The organism is Microcoleus sp. AT9b-C3 (genome assembly GCF_036705485.1).
In the GTDB taxonomy this organism is placed as follows: Bacteria; Cyanobacteriota; Cyanobacteriia; order Cyanobacteriales; family Microcoleaceae; genus Microcoleus.
Map to the genome: position 1 here is coordinate 29025 of NZ_JAUBUR010000005.1, position 22245 is coordinate 51269.

16 protein-coding genes are annotated in these 22245 nt (G+C 46.2%); 11 read left to right on the forward strand and 5 right to left on the reverse strand.

Annotated features, from left to right (window positions below; all coding sequences use genetic code 11):
• The first annotated feature begins 232 nt into the window (after positions 1–232).
• From csaB to trmB, 3 genes are all read left to right on the forward strand, one after another.
• Complete coding sequence (csaB, locus tag QUB77_RS06465; RefSeq protein WP_333322860.1) at positions 233–1270, forward strand: polysaccharide pyruvyl transferase CsaB; 1038 nt, start codon at positions 233–235, stop codon at positions 1268–1270.
• Between the two features lie 22 nt (positions 1271–1292).
• Positions 1293–2045 (forward strand): Uma2 family endonuclease, encoded by a 753-nt coding sequence (locus QUB77_RS06470; protein ID WP_333322862.1) that lies wholly within the window; start codon positions 1293–1295, stop codon positions 2043–2045.
• Between the two features lie 159 nt (positions 2046–2204).
• On the forward strand, positions 2205–2837 hold the full coding sequence (gene trmB, locus QUB77_RS06475; protein WP_333174808.1) for a tRNA (guanosine(46)-N7)-methyltransferase TrmB: 633 nt from the start codon (positions 2205–2207) through the stop codon (positions 2835–2837).
• A gap of 99 nt (positions 2838–2936) precedes the next feature.
• On the opposite strand, the gene QUB77_RS06480 is transcribed toward trmB, so the two are convergent.
• Complete coding sequence (locus tag QUB77_RS06480; RefSeq protein WP_333322864.1) at positions 2937–4451, reverse strand: phospholipid carrier-dependent glycosyltransferase; 1515 nt, start codon at positions 4449–4451, stop codon at positions 2937–2939.
• Between the two features lie 308 nt (positions 4452–4759).
• Here QUB77_RS06480 and QUB77_RS06485 point away from each other — a divergent pair, with 308 nt between their 5' ends.
• From QUB77_RS06485 to QUB77_RS06495, 3 genes are all read left to right on the forward strand, one after another.
• Positions 4760–8122, forward strand: a complete 3363-nt coding sequence (locus QUB77_RS06485; RefSeq protein ID WP_333322866.1) for a CHAT domain-containing protein — start codon at positions 4760–4762, stop codon at positions 8120–8122.
• Positions 8123–8382: 260 nt separating this feature from the next.
• A complete protein-coding gene (locus tag QUB77_RS06490) occupies positions 8383–9768 on the forward strand; it encodes a CHAT domain-containing protein (RefSeq protein WP_333174799.1) in 1386 nt (461 codons plus the stop codon).
• Between the two features lie 233 nt (positions 9769–10001).
• Complete coding sequence (locus tag QUB77_RS06495; RefSeq protein WP_333322868.1) at positions 10002–13190, forward strand: tetratricopeptide repeat protein; 3189 nt, start codon at positions 10002–10004, stop codon at positions 13188–13190.
• A gap of 271 nt (positions 13191–13461) precedes the next feature.
• Here the strand turns inward: QUB77_RS06495 and acsF are convergent, their stop codons facing one another.
• Entirely contained in the window at positions 13462–14538 is a 1077-nt protein-coding gene (gene acsF, locus QUB77_RS06500; protein WP_333174860.1) for a magnesium-protoporphyrin IX monomethyl ester (oxidative) cyclase, read from the reverse strand.
• Positions 14539–14943: 405 nt separating this feature from the next.
• Here acsF and QUB77_RS06505 point away from each other — a divergent pair, with 405 nt between their 5' ends.
• Both QUB77_RS06505 and rpmF read left to right on the forward strand, forming a co-directional pair.
• The gene (locus QUB77_RS06505) at positions 14944–15420 is read left to right on the forward strand and encodes a TM2 domain-containing protein (protein ID WP_333174791.1); all 477 of its coding nucleotides are present in this window, start codon (positions 14944–14946) and stop codon (positions 15418–15420) included.
• Between the two features lie 180 nt (positions 15421–15600).
• On the forward strand, positions 15601–15774 hold the full coding sequence (rpmF, locus tag QUB77_RS06510) for a 50S ribosomal protein L32 (RefSeq protein ID WP_006632406.1): 174 nt from the start codon (positions 15601–15603) through the stop codon (positions 15772–15774).
• Positions 15775–15816: 42 nt separating this feature from the next.
• On the opposite strand, the gene queA is transcribed toward rpmF, so the two are convergent.
• Positions 15817–16956 (reverse strand): tRNA preQ1(34) S-adenosylmethionine ribosyltransferase-isomerase QueA, encoded by a 1140-nt coding sequence (gene queA, locus QUB77_RS06515; RefSeq protein WP_333174788.1) that lies wholly within the window; start codon positions 16954–16956, stop codon positions 15817–15819.
• A 148-nt stretch (positions 16957–17104) separates the two neighbouring features.
• Here queA and QUB77_RS06520 point away from each other — a divergent pair, with 148 nt between their 5' ends.
• Positions 17105–17494, forward strand: a complete 390-nt coding sequence (locus tag QUB77_RS06520) for a hypothetical protein (RefSeq protein WP_006632408.1) — start codon at positions 17105–17107, stop codon at positions 17492–17494.
• A 198-nt stretch (positions 17495–17692) separates the two neighbouring features.
• On the opposite strand, the gene QUB77_RS06525 is transcribed toward QUB77_RS06520, so the two are convergent.
• A complete protein-coding gene (locus tag QUB77_RS06525) occupies positions 17693–18286 on the reverse strand; it encodes a YraN family protein (RefSeq protein WP_333174787.1) in 594 nt (197 codons plus the stop codon).
• A gap of 14 nt (positions 18287–18300) precedes the next feature.
• On the opposite strand from QUB77_RS06525, the gene QUB77_RS06530 reads away from it, so the two are divergent.
• Entirely contained in the window at positions 18301–18816 is a 516-nt protein-coding gene (locus QUB77_RS06530) for a pentapeptide repeat-containing protein (RefSeq protein WP_333174784.1), read from the forward strand.
• Positions 18817–18973: 157 nt separating this feature from the next.
• On the opposite strand, the gene dnaG is transcribed toward QUB77_RS06530, so the two are convergent.
• The gene (gene dnaG, locus QUB77_RS06535; RefSeq protein WP_333174781.1) at positions 18974–20992 is read right to left on the reverse strand and encodes a DNA primase; all 2019 of its coding nucleotides are present in this window, start codon (positions 20990–20992) and stop codon (positions 18974–18976) included.
• 261 nt (positions 20993–21253) lie between these two features.
• On the opposite strand from dnaG, the gene QUB77_RS06540 reads away from it, so the two are divergent.
• Positions 21254–22189, forward strand: a complete 936-nt coding sequence (locus tag QUB77_RS06540; RefSeq protein ID WP_333174778.1) for an NAD-dependent epimerase/dehydratase family protein — start codon at positions 21254–21256, stop codon at positions 22187–22189.
• The last annotated feature ends 56 nt before the right edge of the window (positions 22190–22245 follow it).

Below are 22245 nucleotides of genomic sequence, written 5' to 3' on the forward strand. Positions count from 1 at the left end.
ACGACTTAAGTCGGGGCTTGTACCTGTTTTTGGGCTGGTCATACAATTTTAGATTAGCGATTTGAGATTTTGTTAGATTTGCGATTTGAGCTGACTGATGACGCAAAGCCTTGAAGCTTGCTGACAGTAGCATTTTTTTGGTAGTAGGATCAAATCTCAAATATCAAAAAAATCTAAAATCTAAAATCTAAAATCGTTAGATTCTCCATCACAAACAAAGAAAAGAGTAGAAATGCGAGCAATTTTGTGCGGCTATTACGGTAAAGGCAACGGCGGCGACGAGGCGCTGTTGGCATCGCTACTGCAAATGTTACCAGATGGCGTGACGCCGATCGTCCTGTCTGGCAATCCTGTCGAGACAAATAAGCGGTACGGGGTAGCTGCGCGCGATCGCATGAATGCGTTCCAAGTTCTCGAAGCACTCCGCACCTCCGACGCGCTAATTTGGGGTGGCGGTAGTTTAATCCAAGACGCTACTAGCATAGCGAGCCCTTTCTATTATGGGGGTTTGATGGGATTAGCGCAGCGGATGGGCTTAAAAACAGTTGCCTGGGCCCAGGGAATTGGGCCTTTGAAGCGCGAAATGACTCGCAAGTTATCTCAGCGCTGTTTTGCTGGATGCACCGCCGTCAGCGTGCGGGATAAAGGCTCAGCTACTTTACTTGCAGATTGGCAAATTCCCTTTACTTTAGCGCCCGATCCCGTGTGGGCTTTGGAGAATTCTCCCGTGTCGGGTTTGTGGGATTTGCCAGCACCTAGAGTTGCTGTTTGTTTGCGTTCTCATTCTACACTAACTCCGGCGCGTTTGTCAATCTTAACTCAAGCTTTAGTTGACTTTCAAAAAGCAACTCGCACCTTAATTTTGCTGCTGCCTTTTCAAGCATCTCACGACTTAGAAATTGCGAAACATTTGCACGACGCCCTGCCGAAAACGAGCCGCATCCTCAGTTTAGACGATCCGAGAAAATTGAAAGGAGTGTTCCGGGGAGTCGAAATGGCGATCGGGATGCGCTACCACAGTTTAATTATGGCAGCATCGGAAGAATGCCGCTGTTTTGCCCTCAGCTACGATCCGAAAGTCAGCCAGTTAATGGAAGAGCTAGAAATGCCGGGATACTTATTATCAGAATTGCCAGACGATCCTTATTTAATCAGCAAAACCTGGATCGAACACTATGCTAACGGCGACGCCTTATCGTCAGACAGGATAAAATTTATTGTAGGGCGATCGCTCTTTCACCGCGAAGTATTGCAAACTGCACTCCAGTAATCTCATTTAGAGGTGAAATACAATGACAATCAGTACAGCCGACTTAAAAATTACCTGGAAAAAATTGCCAGACGACTTCCTTTTAGACGAGGAACCTGTGGAATATATCGACCAACCCTTGCTCGCTGCAGCCTTGCGGGAAATCTTAGAAATCGCAGGGCTAATTGTAACAGGAATATTAGTTGCCCCAAACATGGGAATTTGTGCGACAGTAGACAGCAAGCTAGTTATCAAAGCTCCAGATTGGTTTTATGCCCGCAACGTCCAGCCGCTTTCTAGTCAAGAAATTCGCCGCAGTTACACTCCCAACTTAGAAGGGGAAATTCCGGCGCTCGTGATGGAATTTTTATCAGCTAGTCCCAACGATGAATATTCTAGTAAACAAACTTATCCCCCCGGCAAATGGTTTTTTTACGAGCAAGTATTGCGAGTACCAATATATGCTATTTTTGAACCAGCCAGTGGATTCCTAGAAATATACCAGTTGGATTCATCAGGCAAGTATCAAGTACAACAACCAGATTTAAATGGTCATTCTTGGATTGCAGGAGTGGGGTTATTTCTGGGGGTTTGGCAGGGAACAAAAGCTGAAAGAACCGGATATTGGTTGCGCTGGTGGGATGAGAGCGGAGAAATGTTATTGTGGGGAGCAGAGATGGTACAAAGGGAACGGCAGCAAAGGGATATCGCTCAACAGCAAGCCGAACAAGAACGAGAACGATCGGAAAGATTAGCCGCCCAATTAAGAGCAGCAGGCATTGAACCAGAAGCCTAATGCAATAATGAGCAGTTTAAAATTGTCTTTCTACAATTTAAGATGGCTCATTAATTAAAAAGTATTGAACAACATCGCAAAAATCAATATTTATCTGCGTTAATCCACGTTAATCTGCCTTCATCAGCGGTTAAAAATTACATTCAGGAGACAGCAAAATTGGCAAGAGTAAGAGTGCGGGAACACGTCAATCCCCTATCAATTAGATATCAAGCATCTGCAAGTCCCCCGGATTGGACTAAAATCTATGCCGACTTAAATTTACCGCTGCATTTAGATATCGGCTGCGGCAGAGGAAGGTTTTTGTGGCACATGGCGCAAATCCAAACTGACTGGAACTTTCTCGGATTAGAAATTCGGGAACCACTGGTAGAGGAGGCGAATCTTTGGCGGGACGAAAAAGGCTTGACTAATTTGCACTATTTGTTTTGCAATGCGAATAGTTCCCTAAAGCCAATTTTAGAAACTTTACCCGCAGGTATTTTGCAGCGAGTTAGCATTCAATTTCCCGATCCGTGGTTCAAGAAAAAGCACCACAAACGCCGGGTGGTGCAGCAGGAATTAGTCAACGAATTGGCAACTTATCTGGCAATTGGCGGCGAAGTCTTTATTCAGTCAGATATTGAGGAAGTAGAAAGAGAAATGTGCGATCGCTTTTCATCTCACCCCAGTTTTAAACGTCAAAACGGCGACCACTGGCTAGCAGAAAATCCCCTGCCTGTGGCTACTGAAAGAGAAATTGCTACTCTGAAACGGGGTGAACCAGTTTATCGAGCACTGTATCAAAAATAATGCTATCTTATCTCACCGTTAAGTAACCTACTTGCTCGAAGTCGTAAGGTGCGCACTGCGCACCCTACAAGTAAAGTCTGTGCGTAAGTCTTATCTAACTTAAACCCAAGAAGGAAGCCACATCCGAATATCAAATTCCCACTTAGACAAAGGCAGTCCCAAATAGATAGGCATCCAGAAAATAAAAGCACCCAAAACCAGAAAAATAATTGTTACCCCCATCCCTCGGAGTCGAGTTTGAGGGCTGTGCAGCCACCTGTCAACCCACCAAGCAAGCGCTAAGGCTGCAAACACAGAACAGCCCATATAATGGTACAAAAATATGCAGCGAGTCACCTTCATCCAAGGCAGCAAATTAGCGGCCCAATTAACTATTAAATATAACGCCAGCCACATTTGGGCAGTCGGCGGAAACAAAATCGGCCGCTGCTGTTCTATCGTGTCAACAGAAGCCTCGCTGCGCGTTTGCACCCACACCAAAACCCGGTGAACTAAAACTCCTATTACTAGCAGTAAAGCTAAGGTTGACAGCCACCAAAGCAATGGATTTCCCATCGCGTGAACGTCAAAAATTACCTCAGTTGCACCTTCAGGTAAAGGTGGCAAAACCGGATCTGGTTGGGCATTGCTGCTAGCTTTTTTGAAGAAGTAAACTATCGGGCGCAGCATCAACGGCCAACCGTACCACGCGGAACAGTAAGGATGCACATCTGGGCCGCTTTTAATCCGCTGGTGATAAGTCAAAATTTCCGTTTGCATCTGCCAGAAATTGGGAGTTGGATTAAAGTGCAGGTGAGGAATCCAAGAGATGCTGTAAACTAAAATAGGAATAATAGCTAGACTCAAGCAGAGTTCTATAAAATTGAGTTTAGTCAGTTTTTGTACGGGACTTTCGGCAGGAATTAAAGGCGAGTCTACCTCGCGGCTTTGTTCTTCATTTCCTCTGTTACCCTGGATAAAACGTACTGCCCAAGCACAGATTAAAATTAGATAAGTACCGAAAAGGAACCATAATCCGTTCCATTTAATAGCCGCAGATGCGCCGAAACCTATTCCGGCGAGTACCAGCCAAAGCCAGCGCTTTTTGCCTTCTGCTTCTACGGCTTTTAAAATAAATAACTGACCTAAAATTCCAAATAAAACCAGATAAATGTTGTTCAGCGCGTAGCGAGACTCAACTAAAAACAAACCGTCGCAGGCGATCAATAAAGCAGCAATAAAAGCAAAGGTGCGACGCGGAACTAGCTGATAAGCTAGGGCTCCCACAACAAGCGGAATAAAGGAACCTGTGAGAGCATTTAGCCAGCGGTAATCCCAAGGGGAAAGCAGGGAACCGGCCATACTGTTGACGGCGGTTTTGCCGAAGGGAAGGTGAGTTCCGATCCAAATGCCGATCGCAATTATGTACTGGCTTAGAGGCGGGTGAGCGTTAAAAAAGGGAGTTTTTGTGAGATAATCGTTGGCAAATTTAGCGTAATAAACCTCGTCAAATACTAAAGTGTTAAATCGCTCTAGTTCCCAAAAGCGTAGACTTAAGGAAAAGAGGAACACACCGAGCATTGCTAGGGAGAAAATAACGTTCGCTCGGTTTAATTGTTTTTTCTTGATTTTCATAAAACAGCAGCCAATAATAGATACTAAATTTGAGGGCGATCGCTAATTTAAAATTCCTGAGTTGAGAGTAACGTAAAATAGGACTTGTGCAGAAACCGAATTTTTGAGGAGAAACCGGGTTTTTGGGAAAAACCCGGTTTCTTAAACCCGGTTTCTAATAATGCTTGGAGAGTGCAGCGAGAAGCAGTAGCGACTCTTGTTTCACCAAATGCTCCCCATCTAATTGGCAAGCAGGAAGGAAAAGGGTGCATCGCAAGGTGCGATAGATTATGATAGCAGCTAATCATGTCTTTTTTGAGCGAGTGCTTATGAATCCCATACTTTCGATTTGGGGGCGTTGGGGCTTAGCTGTAGGTGCGACTATCCTGATGGGATCTGCCGCCGCGCCAAATCCCCAGACATTTGAAACTTTTGCTGATTTCTGTACCAACAAAGAGAATTTGCCCCCTGAAACCAGACATACGGTGGAGGTGTTGCTATCAAAAGCAAAAACACAAGAGTGCGATCGCGCTCAAAAAACCCTGACTAATCTCACAGAACTTTCCCTAATTCGCAATCAAATAGTCGATATCAAACCATTATCAAAATTCACCAATCTGAGAAAGCTCAACCTCAGTTTAAATAAAATAACAGATGTACAACCTTTATCGGGACTGACTAATCTGAGATTTCTCGTCCTCAATTTCAATCAAATCTCAGACGTGAAACCCTTATCGGGACTGACTAATTTGACAGAGCTTTTCCTCGAAGCCAATCAAATCGTAGATGTAAAACCTTTAGCGGGATTGACTAATCTAACAGGGCTGTCGCTCGCATCTAATCAAATTGTAGATGTGACACCTTTATCGAGAATGACTGAGTTAAACTTTCTTTATTTGAGTGGCAATAAAATCGTAGATGTGAAACCAGTATCAGGATTAACAAATCTGATACTGCTTTTCCTGGCATCAAATCAAATCGCAGATGTCAAACCTTTAGAGGGATTGACAAATCTGACCGCCCTAGACCTCAGTAGCAATCAAATCGCAGATGCTAAACCTTTAGCGGGATTGGTAAATCTAACAACCCTCGATCTCAGTAGAAATCAAATCCCGGAGGGGGAAGCCGATCGATTAATTCAGAAAAACAAACAACGATTAAATCAAAAAACAGATGAAGCCGAGCGATTGGTTCAGGAAGCTAGGCGACTATTCGCTCGCGAAACAGCAGCATCTTACCAGGAGGCCTTGCAAAAGTTTGATGCAGCGCGTTCACTTTATCAAATGCTTAGAAATCGGGAGAGGGAAGCTTACACGCTGCATCAAATGGGCTTCATTACTAATAGATTAGGAGACAGACAGCAAGCCCTGAACTACTACAAGCAAGCCCTTTCTTGGAATCAGGCTGTAGCCGATCGCCCTAAACAAGCCGTCATCCTCAACAATATCGGCGCCGTCTACTATGCTTTGGGAGAGAAACAGCAAGCCATCGACTACTATAACCAAGTCCTTTCCCTAATTCGGGAAATGGGCGATCGCCCTGAAGCAAGTATCAACCTCAGCAACATCTCGAATCTACCCGCAAACAGCGATACATCTTTGGGCGATCGCACTGCGGAAGCCACCACACTCAACAACATCGGCTTAGCCTACAACGATTTGGGAGAAAAACAGAAAGCAAAAGAGTATTTCAACCAAGCCCTTCCCTTATTCCGCGCTGTGGGCGATCGGGCTAAGGAAGCAACTACTCTCACCAATATTGGCATAGTCTACTATGATTTGGGAGAAAAACAAACAGCCCTCGACTACTACAAACAAGCCCTCGATTTGAGACAAAAAGCGGGCGATAGGCGTGGAGAAGCCAACAGCCTCAACAATGTAGGTAATACTTACTCAGAATTGGGAAAACTGGAGAAAGCAGAAGAATATTTCAACCAAGCCCTGCCGCTGTTTCGCACTGTGGGCGATCGTCCTGGGGAAGCTCTCACCCTCTACAATAGGGCTATTCTCAAAGGCGATCGAGGCAATTTAATCGCAGCCCTCACTGACATTGAAACCTCCATCAAAATCATCGAAAACCTCCGCACCAAAATTACCAACCACGAGCTCCGCATATCATACTTTGCCACGGTACAAGACTATTACCAGTTCTACATTCACCTGTTAATGCAACTGCACAAAACCAATCCCAACTCTGGTTACGATCGCAAAGCCTTAGAAGCCAGCGAAAGTTCCCGCGCCCGCAGCCTCCTCGAACTTCTTCAAGAAGCAAGCGCCGATATTCGCCAAGGTGTCGCCCCCGAATTATTGCAGCAAGAACGCAATTTACAACAGCAACTCGATGCCTTAGAAACACGCCGAATCGAAACTCTAAGCCGCCCCAATCATACCCCCGCAGAAAAAGTAGAATTAGACCAAAAACGGCAAACTTTACTAGGACAATATCAGGACATTCAAGCCCAAATCCGCTCCACCAGTCCCCGGTACGCCACCCTCACCCAACCGCAACCTTTAACCCTTTCACAAATTCAACAACAAATCCTCGATGACAATACCATTTTACTCCAGTATTCTTTAGGGAAACATCGTAGCTATCTCTGGGCTGTGACTAAAACCAGTATCACCAGTTATGAATTGCCCAAACGTGCCGAAATCGAAAAAGCCGCCCGCAATTTCCGCAATGCTGTGACTAACCCGCGCTACCGAAACATTCCCGATCGAGTTGCTGAAGCTAACAACACGCTCAGTCAAATTATTTTACAGCCCGTAGCAGCACAACTCGCTCAAAAACGCCTGCTGATTGTTGGCGATGGCATTCTCAATTACCTCCCCTTTGCCGCCCTTTCGCTTCCCGAAACACCCGGTAAAAATCGGAATTCGCCTTTAATTGTAGATCATGAAATTGTGCTGCTGCCTTCCGCTTCCACCTTGGGAATCTTAAGACAAAACTACAATGACAGACAACCCCCAACTCGGACTTTAGCAATGCTAGCCGATCCAGTTTTTAGCCCGGAAGATGAACGATTCAAAAACCCGTCAACCGCCACCAATCTGCAAGCAATAGAATCAGTAAATCTGGGTTTAAGCCGCTCTAGCCGCGACAATAACATACAGTTGAGCCGTTTAAAATTCACTCGCCAAGAAGCTCAAATCATTCAAGCGTTAGTACCAGCTAATTCTAGCACCGAATCTTTGGATTTTGCAGCCAGCCGTGCCGCAGCAACCAGTCAGAACTTAAGCCAATATAAAATCATTCATTTTGCCACTCACGGTTTAGCGAATAGCACTAACCCGGAACTATCGGGAATCATCTTGTCACTGGTAGATGAAAAGGGCAATCCCTTAAACGGATTTCTGCGACTAACTGATATTTTCAATCTGAAGTTAGCAGCAGATTTAGTAGTGTTAAGTGCCTGTCAAACCGGAATGGGGCCGATCGTTCAAGGCGAGGGCATGGTAGGATTGACACGGGGATTTATGTATGCAGGGGCTCAGCGAGTTGTGGTGAGTTTGTGGAGTGTGGACGATGAAGGAACTGCTACGTTAATGTCGAGTTTCTATCAGGCAATGCTGCAAAAAGGGTTAACGCCAGCGGCGGCATTGAGGGCGGCACAACTGGAAATGTTGAAGCAGGAAGAGTGGCGTTCTCCTTATTATTGGGCGGCTTTTACGCTTCAGGGGGAATGGCGATAATTGTTGGTATGTTTATGTGCCGAAGCTTTTGACGTTCCGATATAGCCATCCTAAATCATTTATGAATTTCTTACTCCCTCCCCTTGATAAGGGGAGGGTTGGGGTGGGGTCAAAAAATTACGACTCCTGCAAGGATTGCTAGACCGGAAAGTAGTGCTCGCTCAACTTCAAACTTGCACACTCTTAACCCGCACCTCACCATATCTATTATGGTATATTGGATGGCAGTTTATTTTCTGTAATCTCTTTTGAATGAATTTATGAAACTAGCCATTTTTTCTATACAGAGTGTTGCAATACTAGGGAGCATCTTAACTGTTTTGAATATAGCAGTTGTCAAGGCACAACCCATTATTCCTGCTGCGGACGGGACTGATATTACTACAGTTAGCCCCAGGGATATAGGGCGCTTACTCGACAGAGGCGATATCCCTGAAGCGAGTTTCTTTATTGATATCCATTACAGTGAACAAGTGGGGTCTTATGTCAACCAAAAAGTCAGGCGGGATTTGCAATCTTTTACAGCCATACAGCAAAAACTCACAGCAATCTTCAATCAGACAGGTAAGAAACCCGCTATTATCTACACCTTAGTCCGCCCTGAACAATTAGACCTTATCATCGTCCCTCCTAGCGGCATCCCTATTAATAAAAGCATCCCCGCCGCCCGGCGCGAAGCTCTCAGGGAAGTTGTTAGTAATTTCAGGTCTGAAATCACTAGCCCCAGAAAACGCAATTCTCAGAGCTATTTACCACGAGCCCAGCAACTTTACCAATGGATAATTGCGCCATTGGAAGCGGAGTTGAAAGCTCAACGTATCGACACGCTAGTTTTTAGCATGGATGCGGGGTTACGAACGCTCCCCTTAGCTGCCCTCCATGATGGCTCCCAATTTCTAGTAGAAAAGTACAGCATCGGGCTCATTCCCAGTGTCAACTTAACCGATACCAATTATCAAAGCGTTAAAGATGCTGAAGTTTTAGCAATGGGATCCTCACAATTTGCCGAATACAATCCTTTACCCACGGTACCACTTGAGCTTTCTAATATCACATCAGAATGGAGAGGTAATTCCTTCCTCAACGAATCTTTTACCCTCAAAAATCTTCAACTGCAGCGCAAGGAAAGGCCATATCGGATTATTCACCTAGCCACTCACGCAGACTTTCGACCAGGATCACTAAGTCTTTCTTTTATTCAGCTATCGGACACTAAACTAACACTCGATCGGATAGCTGAATTAGGGTGGAATCAAGCACCTAAACTAGAGCTATTGGTATTGAGTTCTTCTAGAACTGCGGTGGGAGATAATAATGACCTCGAACTGGGTTTTGCAGGCCTAGCTGTGCAAGCGGGGGTAAAGTCAGTTTTGGCAACTATCTGGTACGAAAGCGATGAAGGTACTTTAGGGTTAATGGCTGAATTTTACCATTTTTTGAAAGTCGTGCCGATTAAAGCGGAAGCCTTGCGGCAGGCTCAAGTTGCGATGATTAAAGGTCAAGTTCGCATAGATAAGGGTCGTTTAATTTTGTCAAACTTAAATAAAGAGTTAGAATTGCCGCCAGAATTAGGTGAGGTGAATAGTAAAATTTTATCCCATCCTTATTATTGGTCGGGTCACACAATGATTGGCAGTCCTTGGTAAGTTGTAAATGTGATTTTGTCCGCCGCCATCGCACCCGCCCAACCCGTCACACCCGCATCTATTCAATATAATTATATTGATTTATGAGGCCTTCGCCTCGTGGCACTACGCATTATTGAGAAGAGTTAAAATCCAGACAGCGCCAGGCGAAAAACTTTTTATCTGTCTAAAGTGACAAAAGAGGTAACTCGATTATGATAGGCGTTAACAAAGTCTTTTTTGAGCGGGTGCTTATGAATCTAGCGCTTTTGGTTTTGGGACGTTGGTGTATAGAGATCGGTGCGAGTATTCTGCTAAGTCAACCTGTCATGGCTGCACCGATGACAACCCAACTGAGTCAAAGAGTGTCGCAGCAAGGAGGGGGAAACGCAGTGACGGCGGCTGAAAAAGCATTGAGGGAAGGACTACAACTCTATCAACAAGGGACCGCGGAATCGAAGAGACAAGCGATCTCGAAGTTTGAAGAAACATTAAAACAGTATCGAGAAGCAGGGGATAATAAGGGGCAAGCATTTAGCCTCCTTGCTCTGGGCAAAATCTACTCAGATTTGGGAGAAAAGCAGAAAGCCCTAGAATATTACAGCCAGTCCCTTCCCCTAAGTCGCGCAGTGGGCGATCGCAGGGGGGAAGCCGTCACCCTCAACAACATCGGCTTAGTTTACTCAGATTTGGGAGAAAATCAGAAAGCCCTGGAGTATTACAGGCAGTCCCTTCCCCTGTTTCGGGCGGTGGGCGATCGCTCTGGGGAAGCTACTACCCTCAACAATATCGGCCTAGTTTACTCAGATTTGGGAGAGAAGCAGAAAGCCCTAGAGTATTACAGCCAGTCCCTTTCCCTATTTCAGGCAGTGGACAATCGTCGTGGGGAAGCTGCCACCCTCAACAGTATGGGCAATGTTTACTCAGTATTAGGAGAAAAACAGAAAGCCCTAGAATATTACAGCCAGTCCCTTCCCCTGTTTCGGGCGGTGGGCGATCGTCGTGGGGAAGCTACTACCCTCAACAATATCGGCCTAGTTTACTCAGCATTGGGAGAAAAACAGAAAGCCCTAGAATATTACAGCCAGTCCCTTCCCCTAAGTCGCGCAGTGGGCGATCGGTCTGGGGAAGCCGCCACCCTCGCCAACATCGGCTTAGTTTACTCAGCATTGGGAGAAAACCAGAAAGCGCTAGAGTATTACAGCCAGTCCCTTCCCCTGTTTCAGGCACTTAGCGATCGCACTCTTGAAGCTCGTACCCTTAACAACATCGGCGGAGTCTACTCAGACTTGGGAGAGAAGCAGAAAGCGCTAGAGTATTACAGCCAGTCCCTTCCCCTGAGTCGGGCAGTCGGCGATCGCTCACAGGAAGCTACCACCCTCAACAACCTCGGCTTAGTCTACTCAGAATTGAGAGAGAAGCAGAAAGCGCTAGAGTATTACAGCCAGTCCCTTCCCCTGAGTCGGGCAGTCGGCGATCGCTCACAGGAAGCTCACACCCTCAACAACATCGGCTTAATCTACTCAGAATTAGGAAAAAACCAGAAAGCGCTAGAGTATTACAGCCAGTCCCTGCCCTTGAGTCAGGCAGTCGGCGATCGCAGGGGGGAAGCCGTCACCCTCGCCAGCATCGGCGCTGTGTACTCGGAATTGGGAAATAACCAGAAAGCACTAGAGTATTACAGCCAGTCCCTTCCTCTGTTTGGGGCAGTGGGAGATCGCTCTGGGGAAGCTGTTACACTCTCTAATATTGCTGCTGCCAAACACGATCAAGGTAATCTCACTGAAGCCCTCACGAACATTGAAACAGCTCTCAAAATTATTGAAGACCTCCGCACCAAAATTTCTAGTCCAGAACTCCGCACCTCATACTTTGCCACTGTACAAAACTATTACCAGTTCTACATTGATTTGTTAATGCAGTTGCACAAAACAAATCCAAAATCTGGTTATGATACCAAAGCCTTTGAAGCCAGCGAACGTTCCCGTGCTCGCACCTTACTCGAACTCTTACAAGAAGCTAATGCCAATATCCGTGAAGGCGTTTCCCCTGAATTACTGCAAAAAGAACGCTCTTTACAACAACAACTTGATGCCTTGGAAAAACGGCGCATCGAAGTTTTTAGCCCTACCAATCAAACTCCCCAGCAAGAAACAGAATTAGAACAGCAACGACAAACTTTATTTGCTCAATATCAAGACATTCAAGCCCAAATTCGCACTACTAGCCCCCGTTACGCCGCCCTCACTCAACCCCAACCTCTAACCGTTTCACAAATTCAACAACAAATCCTCGATGACAACACAATTTTACTTCAATACTCTTTAGGAAATGACCGCAGTTATCTTTGGGCTGTCACCAAAACCAGCATCACCAGTTATGAATTACCCAAAGCTGCCGAAATCGAGACAACTGCCAAAAAATTCCGCGATGCTGTCACCGCTCCAAGTTCCCGAAACAGCCCCAATCAAGTCGCCCAAGCCAACGATGCTATCAGTCAAATAATCTTACAGCCCGCAGCAGCACAACTAGCTCAAAAGCGCCTGCTGATTGTTGGCGATGGCGTTTTGAATTATCTTCCCTTTGCTGCCCTTTCGCTCCCCGGAAAATCCGGTGAAAATGGGAATCCGCCTTTAATAGTAGACCATGAAATCGTGCTGTTGCCTTCAGCTTCCACCTTGGGAATCTTAAGACAAAACTACAGTGACAGACAACCTCCTACTCGGACTTTAGCAATACTCGCCGATCCAGTTTTTAGCGCTAATGACGAACGAATTAAAAATTCTTCTTCAGCCACCACTCAGCAAGCGGTAGAATCAGCAAATCCCGGTTTAAGTCGCTCCAGAGGCGACAATAACGCACAGTTTAACCGTTTAAAATTCACTCGCCAAGAAGCTCAAATCATTCAAGCCTTAGTCCCGGCGAATTTTCGCACCGAATCTTTGGATTTTGAAGCCAGCCGCGCCACAGCAACCAGCTCAAATTTAAGCCAATATAAAATCATTCATTTTGCCACTCACGGTTTAGTTAATAGCACTCACCCGGAATTGTCAGGAGTCATCTTGTCGCTAGTAGATGAAAAAGGTAATCCCTCAAATGGGTTTCTGCGGCTGACAGATATTTTTAATTTGAAATTAGCAGCAAATTTAGTAGTTTTAAGTGCCTGTCAAACCGGCATGGGACAGATTGTTCAAGGCGAGGGCATGGTAGGATTGACGCGGGGATTTATGTATGCTGGGGCTCAGCGAGTGGTGGTGAGTTTATGGAGTGTGGATGATGAAGGAACGGCTACGTTAATGTCGAGTTTCTATCAGGGAATGCTACAAAAAGGGTTGACGCCAGCGGCGGCATTGAGGGCGGCACAACTGGAAATGTGGAAGCAGGAAAAGTGGAAGTCTCCCTATTATTGGGCGGCTTTTAACCTTCAGGGGGAATGGCGATAAATTTTAGGGAAAACCAGCATTAATTCCAATACCGGGCGACTGTAAGTCGCGACTACACAAACGAAGTCCGCCTTCGCGGACTCAATAAAATAATGCTTAAAAACCGGATTTGCTCTGAGTTTTTTTCCATCTTCAGTCCGCGCAGGCGGACTTTGTGTGTGTAGCGCCCGACTTGAGTCTGGCGAGAACTTTTTGCGGTGAATCTGGATACCAAAAAAAAGCGGCTCCGCTTGTCGCAGAACCGCCGTCACAGAGGATGAGAAATCAAAACTTAACGCACAGCGCCCTGTACTGAAGGTGATTCAATTGTCTTCATGAAGTACAGCTTCAACAACTGCCAGCCGTTCGACAAATACAAAGGCAATTTTTGGAAGAATTGCAAGAATTTCGGAGTATTAGAAGCAGCAATTGCAGTCAACTGCTGATTGTTCTTGAGGCAAACATCCAGCCGTTCATAAAATTCTGGATTGTTCACGTCCAGCATCACGGGGAATACGCGGCCTGCTGTTTCGTTGGTCTTTTTGATGACTTCGATGTCGTATTCGCGAGCATCTAGACCGAGCGATCGATAAAAACCGGCGCGCTGGATATCATTGAGATACATTGTCGCGAACACTGACAGCAAGAAGAAACGGCACCACAGCTTAGCGCGCCAATCGTTCAACATCTGAGGCTGAGCTCTCATCACCGCATCGAAGAAATCTCCGTGGCGGTTTTCATCCTGGCACCAATTTTCAAAGAATCGGAAAATCGGATAAATCTGGTCTTCAGGATGGGCTTTTAAGTGCTGATAAATCGTGATGTAGCGCCAATAACCGATTTTTTCCGACAAGTAAGTCGCGTAGAAAATAAACTTCGGCTTAAAGAATGTGTAACTGCGGCTCTTTGTCAAGAAACCCAAATCCAGGGACAAATTAAAGTCCGAGAGGGCTTTGTTGAGGAATCCGGCGTGCCGCGCTTCGTCCCGCGACATCAGGTTGAAACCTTCGGCCAGCACTGGATTTTTGTCTTTGAGCCTGCGTCCCAATTCTTTGTAAAGCAAGAACCCAGAAAACTCAGCGGTGCATGAACGTTCTAGAAACTCAATGAACAACTGGCGTTTTTCGCCGTCAATGTGATCCCAAGATTGAGCGAACTCCTCATCCCGCACGAAGTGGTTTTTGTTGTAGTCAACGCGGAACTCTTGGATAATTGCTTCTAGTTCGGCTTCATTTACCGAGATGTCCATTTTGGCCATCTCGTCAAAATCTGTTGTGTAAAATCTCGGCGTGAGAATAGTTTCTTTGGCTGGGGCTTTCACTCCCGGCCGCAGTTCTTCAAAAGTGGGTTTTTTGAGGGAATCTACCATATTTTTATTGGATTTCTGCTTATAACTACTCGCTTGTTTCCATTGTCGGGTACTGCGGGCGATCGCGCTCGTGTATGTCCGGCCAGCGCTGGCGGCGCGCTTGCTTTGGCGCTCCGTCAAGAAACCATAGTGGAATCCTGGTCTAAGCTGCTGTAATTTCCACGCCCTCCAGTTTACCAAGCTCTCGCCCGCGCAAATATGTTGCTGGCGTTAAGAATTGCTACGCAAAATTACTCATGGGCTTCCAGACACAAGGTATTGGGAAACCAAATTCTGCCTTTTGTCAGTTTATAAGGCTACCACACAAATAAATTCCCATGTCAAGCTGTTTAAACAGCAGATAGAAAGTACAAAATGTATAAAGGGACTCCAATTCTTAGAATAATCAGGCAGGACGGTCAGAAAATGAGCAATTTAGGTGTTAGTTACCTTTTATGGGCAGCTTGTTTTTTCGGCCCATTCGGACTCCACCGCCTCTACAACGGCAAGATTGGTACGGGTTTGCTGTGGCTGTTTACCTTTGGTTTGTTTGGGTTTGGGCAATTGTTTGACTTGCTGCTGCTGCCGAACATGGTGGACGAACGCAATGCCACTCTCAGGGGCAAACTCGGCGTATCTCGCGAAGGTATACCGCTATATCCCAGCAGCGGGGCGATCGCCGCGACATATCCCAAGCCAACTCCAGACCAGTTAGGGGTTAAACTCCTGAAGGCAGCTTATACCAAGAACGGAAGATTATCTGTCACCCAAGGGGTGATGGCAACCGGGGCTACTTTTGCCGAAGTGGAAGAGGCTTTCACGGCAATGCTCAAAACGGGTTATGTGAGTATCGAGAACGATGCCGTAACTGGCGTCGTGATCTACCACTTTCACGAACTTTAGCTGGTGCGGGTGCGTTACGTAGGGGATTTTGTCTATTTTTCCAGAAGCTAATCGCTGACGCACCCTACTACTTGATATTGCTGGCCCAGCAGTTATTGCCGTTTTTTGAGTAAGCATTGCCGACAAAATCGGCTAGAATGTTTGTTTGTCTATATAAGCAAGCACAAAGTATTTAGCGTCATGGCAGTCCCTAAGAAGAAAACCTCCAAATCCAAGAAGAATATGCGTAAGGCCACATGGAAGCGCAAAGCTGTAGTGGCAGCTCAGAAAGCTCTGTCTCTGGGCAAATCTGTTCTGACTGGACGTTCCAACAGCTTCGTGTATCCCGGCAATGAAGAAGAGGAGGAAGAATAGAAACCCAATACCGGGCATGGGGCGAACCCGATGCCCGATCGATCAATCCTTTTTTGCTGTTGGTAAAATCAGCATGGCATCGCCAAAGGAATAAAAGCGGTACTCTTGCTCGATCGCTTCTCGGTACAAATCCAACAGCCGAGGCCTTCCAATCATCGCACTTACCATCATCATCAAAGTAGAGCGGGGCAAGTGAAAATTGGTAATCATCCCCTCTACAACCCGCCACTTGTAACCCGGGTAAATAAACAAATTGGTCGCGCCACAAAAAGGTTGCAAGGAAAAATCGCCGCTCGCTGCCGCGGCTCCCTCTAAAGCTCGCACTGCTGTGGTACCCACGGCAATGATCCGCCCGCCTCTAGCTTGAGTTTCGCGGATTTTCTCGACGGTGGCGGGGGTTACTTCCACCCATTCGCCGTGCATTTTGTGAGCCGTCACGTCTGCCACCTCCACCGGGCGAAACGTCCCTACTCCGACGTGTAAGGTGACAAAAGTTTTTTCGATTCCCCGCTGTTCCAAGCGGCTGAACAATTCTTCGGTGAAGTGCAGGCCTGCTGTGGGGGCCGCCACCGCCCCAAGCCGATCAGCATAAACAGTCTGGTACTGTTCCGCTGAAGCTTGGGAATTGTCGATGTAGGGCGGCAGGGGTATGTGGCCGTATTCGTCCAAAAACTTCACCAGATTCTCATCTGTGGGGATGTCAAACTCCAGCAGCCGCCCCCCTGTGGCGTCGTCCCTCTCTATAACTGTTGCAGTCAAGCGACGACGATCGGGCATCGTGGCATCGGGAACGCAACAGCAAGGAGCTGTGGTCGAGTCCTTACAGGCAGGGGCGATCGGGTCAAATTCAATTTGCGAGCCCAACTTTAAGCGTTTCCCGGGTTTAACCAAAGCCAGCCAACAGTTGTGCTGCCGTTCTTCCATCAACAATATCTCTACAGCCGGGCCGTTGGGTTTGTGCCCGTAGAGCCTCGCTGGCAGCACGCGGGTGTTATTGAGTACCAGCAAGTCTCCCGGTTCCAGCAAATCTGGCAAATCCCGGAAAATCCGGTGTTGCTGGGTGCTGGGAGAATCTACAGCCAGCAAGCGAGAACTGTCCCTCGGCACTACGGGATTTTGGGCAATGCGTGAGGGCGGAAGTTCGTAGTCGTAGCCGTCCAAAGACCAGTCCATCTCTGTCATCGAGTGAATTCCTGTGCGATCGATCTGTCAACTGGGTAACAAATTGGGTAAAAACCCCCATCCAAAGTCGGGTGCTTTTCCCCTTGTGGTGGCGGGTATAGCCCGCGAGGATAGAGGTATAGCATCAGCTTTGCTCATAAGGATCGTTATGGAATACCTCTACTACATCGCCAATACTAGCCTTACTCTGAGAGTCGTGGATTACCTACGCACGGCTCATCATCTTCCCTTGCAATTTATCACTGTTATTCACCAAATTGACGGCTGGGTGGTAAAGGTGAAAATGAGCCAATATTTAACACCCGAAATGCACGGGGATTTTCGGGCTTTTATGAACGAACTCGGGATTCCTTACGATCCTGAAATTCGCTTGCAAATGGCGCTTTGGAGCTTGGAAACCGGACAGTCGCCGCTGAGCGTGATGCGCCGCTACCAGGTGGCAGTGGTTTGTCACGGCAGCCCTGACCGCAAAGAAATTGAAGCGTTTCGCCAGCAGTTTGTCAAGGGTCTGGGATATTGCCCGGAAACTCTGGCCTAGATTGCTACGCATATAAATTAATTGTGATGACAGAACAGGAGAGGGAGAGAAGGGGAAAGCGGGAGAAGATTTAACGCTTTTTTCAGCTCCGTTAAAGCTCAAGAGAGAAATGCGCGACAGCCTAGGCAAGTTAACAATTAAAAATTACCTAGTGGTATTGCTTTGAGATTTTACCCTCTAACTTTTAATTATATATTTTTAATTGCTAAAAGCCGAGCGAATGTATTCTTGCAGGGTGAGTCGGTAGTTTCCTGCAACGGCGGATTGAGAGTTCGCTGCTGTTAATGCTGGTAATATTTGCTTGGTGTTTTGTTGTGAAGGTTCGCACCTGACTAAGGCGACATCAAAGCGACAATAATTATTGGCTAAATCTGGATGAGTGCTTAAAAATATTTCGGCTGTTTGCCAAAGTTTGGCTTGTTTTGTGGTAGTAACAGCCAGCATTCCACCAGCATCCCAATTTCCCCGGCCGCGAGTTTTTACCTCTACAAATGCTAATGTTTGGGATGTGTGATTGGGAAGACCTCGGTTTTTTGCGCTTTCTTCATCTCTTCCGAGTGCGATGATGTCAATCTCTCCCCAGCGACAGTGCCACTGCCGGTGCAAAATTTCCCAACCTTGCTGCTGCAACCAGTCGGCGACTAAGTTTTCTCCCAATGTGCCGATATCCCTAGAGTTTGGGGATTGGGGGGAATGGGAGTGGGCCGTCGCTAACGGGCGATTCCCTACGGGATAGCTACGCTTGACGCTCTTTCTGGTAGAATTCAATTCTGAACTGTCACGACTGCCCATTAGCTTGAACTTGTATGATGATTTCTCGAATTCGCCAACATATTTATACTTTCTTGCTGAGTTTTGTTATTTTAGCAGTAATTGCCACTGGGGCGATCGCCATTAATCCCGCACCTGCTTTCGCTTTGGATCACGATAAAGAAATCCTAGTCGGCGCTGATTTTACTGGCCAAGTTCTGACTGACGACAGCTTTAATAAAGCCAATCTTCGCAATAGCAATTTTACTAATGCAGATTTGCGGGGCGTCAGCTTTTTTGCGGCCAATATGGAAGAAGCAAATTTAGAAGGCGCGAATTTTACAGGTGCGACTTTAGATTTGGCTCGCATGATGAAAGCAAATTTAACTAATGCTATCCTTGAGGGTGCTTTCGCTTACAATACCAGGCTCGAAGGAGCTGTCATTGACGGTGCTGATTTTACAGAGACACTGCTGCGAGACGATATGATAGAAAAACTTTGTAAAGTGGCAAAAGGTACTAATCCCGTGACAGGTAGAGATACTCGCGAAACTCTTTTTTGCGATTATTAAAAGGCTCGTTGAATAAAGGAATAAAGTCCTTAGTACAAACAGGTTGATAGTAAGGACTTTATTATTGATATCAGTTAAAAAAATGTAACCGCAGGCAAGCTTCCAACCTCTATCGAACGAGTCATCCCCAATCTAAAATCTAAAATATAAAAGGGTATTAGCCCCAAGGCACCGATGTTAAATCGTAAAAATTAACTTGACGCAGCCGCTCTAATTCCTTCAGCCATTCTTGCTCGGCACAGAAGAGTTGATGATATTCTATAGCCTCTTCGCCACTGCTAGCGGCCTTGGCTTTTTCCCACATATTGAGTGCAATCCGGCGGCGCTTCATGCTGATAATTTGCTCGATACAGGCGAGGGCAGATCTAATTACTAAAGGGGCGCGATAAACGTTTCTTTCTGAGAACTCGTTTAAGTGAAATAAATGCGAGATTTGATGGAGTTGATTCGGATATTCAATGAAGATATCTTGCAATTTCAAGATTAACTCAGAAGGAGCTACTTGTAAAGACGTTTTGTGCAATATTTCTGCATTCACAATCTGATGCCACAAAAATCTGTGGTGAGAAAGGCTAAACTGCACGTCTCTAGCTTCTATTGCTTCTCTGACATCTTGGCGATATTCGGGACAGTGCAAATAAATCTGCAATAATTGCGCTTCTGCTTCTTCTAAAAGGCTGCGGGCTACGGCAGACAAGCTGGATTTTGAGTTTTTGTTTTCGCCACTGGAACGCTGCTTTTTATATTGTTTGTTCGGCTTAAGCTTGTTTCTAATTAACAGGGGCATTGTTAAGGATTCGTCTTGACTCTGCCGCTTTGCCCAATCGCTGACTACTTGATTGAGCAAGTTTTCTGCAATCATTTTTGTGAGTCTAAAATCTCCTTTGCTGAGAATTTCTGCACACTTTTGCAGGTAATGTGCTAGCTGATTGTCGTCAGTGATATTGGTTAATAAATTAATGATTTTTTTGGTGACTTGCTGGGAAGTATCGGCTTGCTTCAAATCTTGATTTACGAGCATTTGTTGCAGTTGCCAGTCGATCCACAACGGAGCATTCTCGAGCAATTCTCGATATTGTTCTGGGGAGTACGTTTTGAGGTATTCGTCGGCATCTTTGCCGTCGGGAATGTTGAGCACCCGCAGTTGCACTTCTCCTTGATAAGCGAGTTTTTCTATTTCTCCAATTGCGCGTTCTGCTGCTTGAGTTCCTGCTTTGTCGGCGTCGAAGTTGAGGATAATTTGTTTGGAGTCAGTGTAGCGCAATAACTGCCGCACTTGGTTTAAACTTAAGGCTGTGCCGAGGGAAGCGACGGCGTTGGAGATGCCGGCGGCGTGAAGTGCGATCGCATCAAAGTATCCTTCTACCACAACTGCACGATCGGCTTTGCTAATGGCTGTTTTTGCTGTATCTAAGGCGAATAAAGTTTTGCCTTTGTCGAATAGTTCTGTTTCGGGAGAGTTGAGGTATTTCGGCTGTTCGTCGCCGAGAGCTCTGCCGCCGAAACCGATGACTCTGCCTTGGGTGTCGCGAATGGGAATCATAATGCGATTGCGGAAGCGATCGTAATAGCCGCTGCCTCCTGATTTGCGGGGTACAATTAATCCAGCTTGTTCTACTAATTGCGCCGGATAGTTTTTCTGTTCTACCAAATAAGTGTAAAGTGCTTCCCAACCTTGGGGTGCATAACCTAATTGAAATTGTTGGATAGTTTCTTCGCCCAGCTTGCGCTCTGATTTGAGATATGCTAAGGGTTCTTCTCCTTGGGTTTGCCGCAAAGCGTGTTCGTAAAACTTGGCTGTTAGTGCTGAGATTTCATACAGTTGTTCCCGCAGAGAAATTTGGCGCTGCAATTCTTGTCGGTGTTCCGGTTCGACTGTTTTGATGGGGACTTGATAATTTTTAGCTAATTCTAATACTACTTCGCTGAAAGGGCGTTTCTCCAATTCCATGAGAAACTTAAAAGCATTGCCGCCTGCACCGCACCCGAAACAATAATACATTTGTTTGCCGGGACTGACTGTAAAGCTGGGAGATTTTTCATCGTGAAAAGGACACAAACCTACAAATTCTTTGCCGCGTTTTCGCAACACGACGCGACCGGAAATAACGTCTACTATGTCGGCTCTTTGTTTAACTTCTTCGATTGTTTCTGGATGCAGCCGGGGAACTTGCATAGGGCTATTTTAGGGAAGTTGAAAGTATGGGAGAAGGAAAGCACTACACGGATGAGGACACGGATACACGGATGAATTATCTACTCTGAGTGATTTCTCATGAGATTCAAAATCCCAGCCCCCTTAAAAAGGTGAAAGAATCAGTGTCAAAGTCCCCCTTTTTAAGGGGGATTTAGGGGGATCTCCGGGGATAGAAAACACGCCCTAGGGCATAAATTTATTGTAAGATGTTTACACTAACTGTAAGGAGCATCGAAAATAATGCGAATTTTAATGATGGGCGGGACTCGGTTTATCGGAGTTTATCTTACTAAGATTTTAGCAGCACAAGGGCATGAAGTGGTGTTGTTTAACCGGGGCAACAAGCCTGTACCGGTTGCGGGCGTAAAACAGATTCAGGGCGATCGCACAAATGTCGAACAACTGCAAGAAAAGTTATCGACGATCGAGTTTGACGCGGTTTTTGACAATAACGGTCGCGAACTCAGCGATACAAAGCCTTTAGCTGAAATATTTAAAGGGCGGGTGCAGCACTTTGTTTACATGAGCTCTGCGGGGGTTTATTTGAAGTCGGATCAAATGCCTCATATCGAAGGGGACGCTACCGATCCTAAAAGCCGGCATTTGGGTAAATGCGAAACCGAAAATTACTTGGCTACATCGGGTTTGCCTTGGACTTCGATTCGCCCGACTTACATTTACGGCCCCCAAAATTATAACGATTTAGAGGCTTGGTTTTTCGATCGCATTGTGCGCGATCGACCGATTCCGATTCCCGGTAACGGAATGCACTTCACGCAGTTGGGGCACTGTCAGGATTTGGCTAAAGCAATGGCGGCGGTTTTGGGCAACTCTAGGGCGATCGGGCAAATTTACAACGTTTCGGGCGATCGATTTGTCACCTTTGACGGTTTAGCACGCGCCTGCATTCAAGCCGCAGGCAAATCCCCTGATGCTATTAAGATTGTACACTACGATCCGAAACAATTTGACTTCGGCAAAAAGAAAGCTTTTCCGATGCGATTGCAGCACTTTTTCGCTTCAGTTAATAAAGCTGTCACCGATCTTAACTGGCAGCCAGAATTTGACTTACTTTCTGGATTGAAAGATTCTTTTCAGAATGATTATGTAGTTTCGGGGCGGGACAAAGCTGAGATAGATTTTTCAGTCGATGACGAAATCTTGAAAGCCGTTTAAAGTAAAATTAAAGTATGGTGTGCCGCGCGCACCATACCAATCTGAAGGGAGAAAAA

Bases quoted from the DNA above. Each gene is read 5' to 3' on its own strand.
- csaB (WP_333322860.1), top strand. From the start codon at position 233: ATGCGAGCAATTTTGTGCGGCTATTACGGTAAAGGCAACGGCGGCGAC.
- QUB77_RS06470 (WP_333322862.1), top strand. From the start codon at position 1,293: ATGACAATCAGTACAGCCGACTTAAAAATTACCTGGAAAAAATTGCCA.
- QUB77_RS06480 (WP_333322864.1), bottom strand. From the start codon at position 4,451: ATGAAAATCAAGAAAAAACAATTAAACCGAGCGAACGTTATTTTCTCC.
- QUB77_RS06485 (WP_333322866.1), top strand. From the start codon at position 4,760: ATGAATCCCATACTTTCGATTTGGGGGCGTTGGGGCTTAGCTGTAGGT.
- QUB77_RS06490 (WP_333174799.1), top strand. From the start codon at position 8,383: ATGAAACTAGCCATTTTTTCTATACAGAGTGTTGCAATACTAGGGAGC.
- QUB77_RS06495 (WP_333322868.1), top strand. From the start codon at position 10,002: ATGAATCTAGCGCTTTTGGTTTTGGGACGTTGGTGTATAGAGATCGGT.
- acsF (WP_333174860.1), bottom strand. From the start codon at position 14,538: ATGGTAGATTCCCTCAAAAAACCCACTTTTGAAGAACTGCGGCCGGGA.
- QUB77_RS06505 (WP_333174791.1), top strand. From the start codon at position 14,944: ATGAGCAATTTAGGTGTTAGTTACCTTTTATGGGCAGCTTGTTTTTTC.
- rpmF (WP_006632406.1), top strand. From the start codon at position 15,601: ATGGCAGTCCCTAAGAAGAAAACCTCCAAATCCAAGAAGAATATGCGT.
- queA (WP_333174788.1), bottom strand. From the start codon at position 16,956: ATGACAGAGATGGACTGGTCTTTGGACGGCTACGACTACGAACTTCCG.
- QUB77_RS06520 (WP_006632408.1), top strand. From the start codon at position 17,105: ATGGAATACCTCTACTACATCGCCAATACTAGCCTTACTCTGAGAGTC.
- QUB77_RS06525 (WP_333174787.1), bottom strand. From the start codon at position 18,286: ATGGGCAGTCGTGACAGTTCAGAATTGAATTCTACCAGAAAGAGCGTC.
- QUB77_RS06530 (WP_333174784.1), top strand. From the start codon at position 18,301: ATGATGATTTCTCGAATTCGCCAACATATTTATACTTTCTTGCTGAGT.
- dnaG (WP_333174781.1), bottom strand. From the start codon at position 20,992: ATGCAAGTTCCCCGGCTGCATCCAGAAACAATCGAAGAAGTTAAACAA.
- QUB77_RS06540 (WP_333174778.1), top strand. From the start codon at position 21,254: ATGCGAATTTTAATGATGGGCGGGACTCGGTTTATCGGAGTTTATCTT.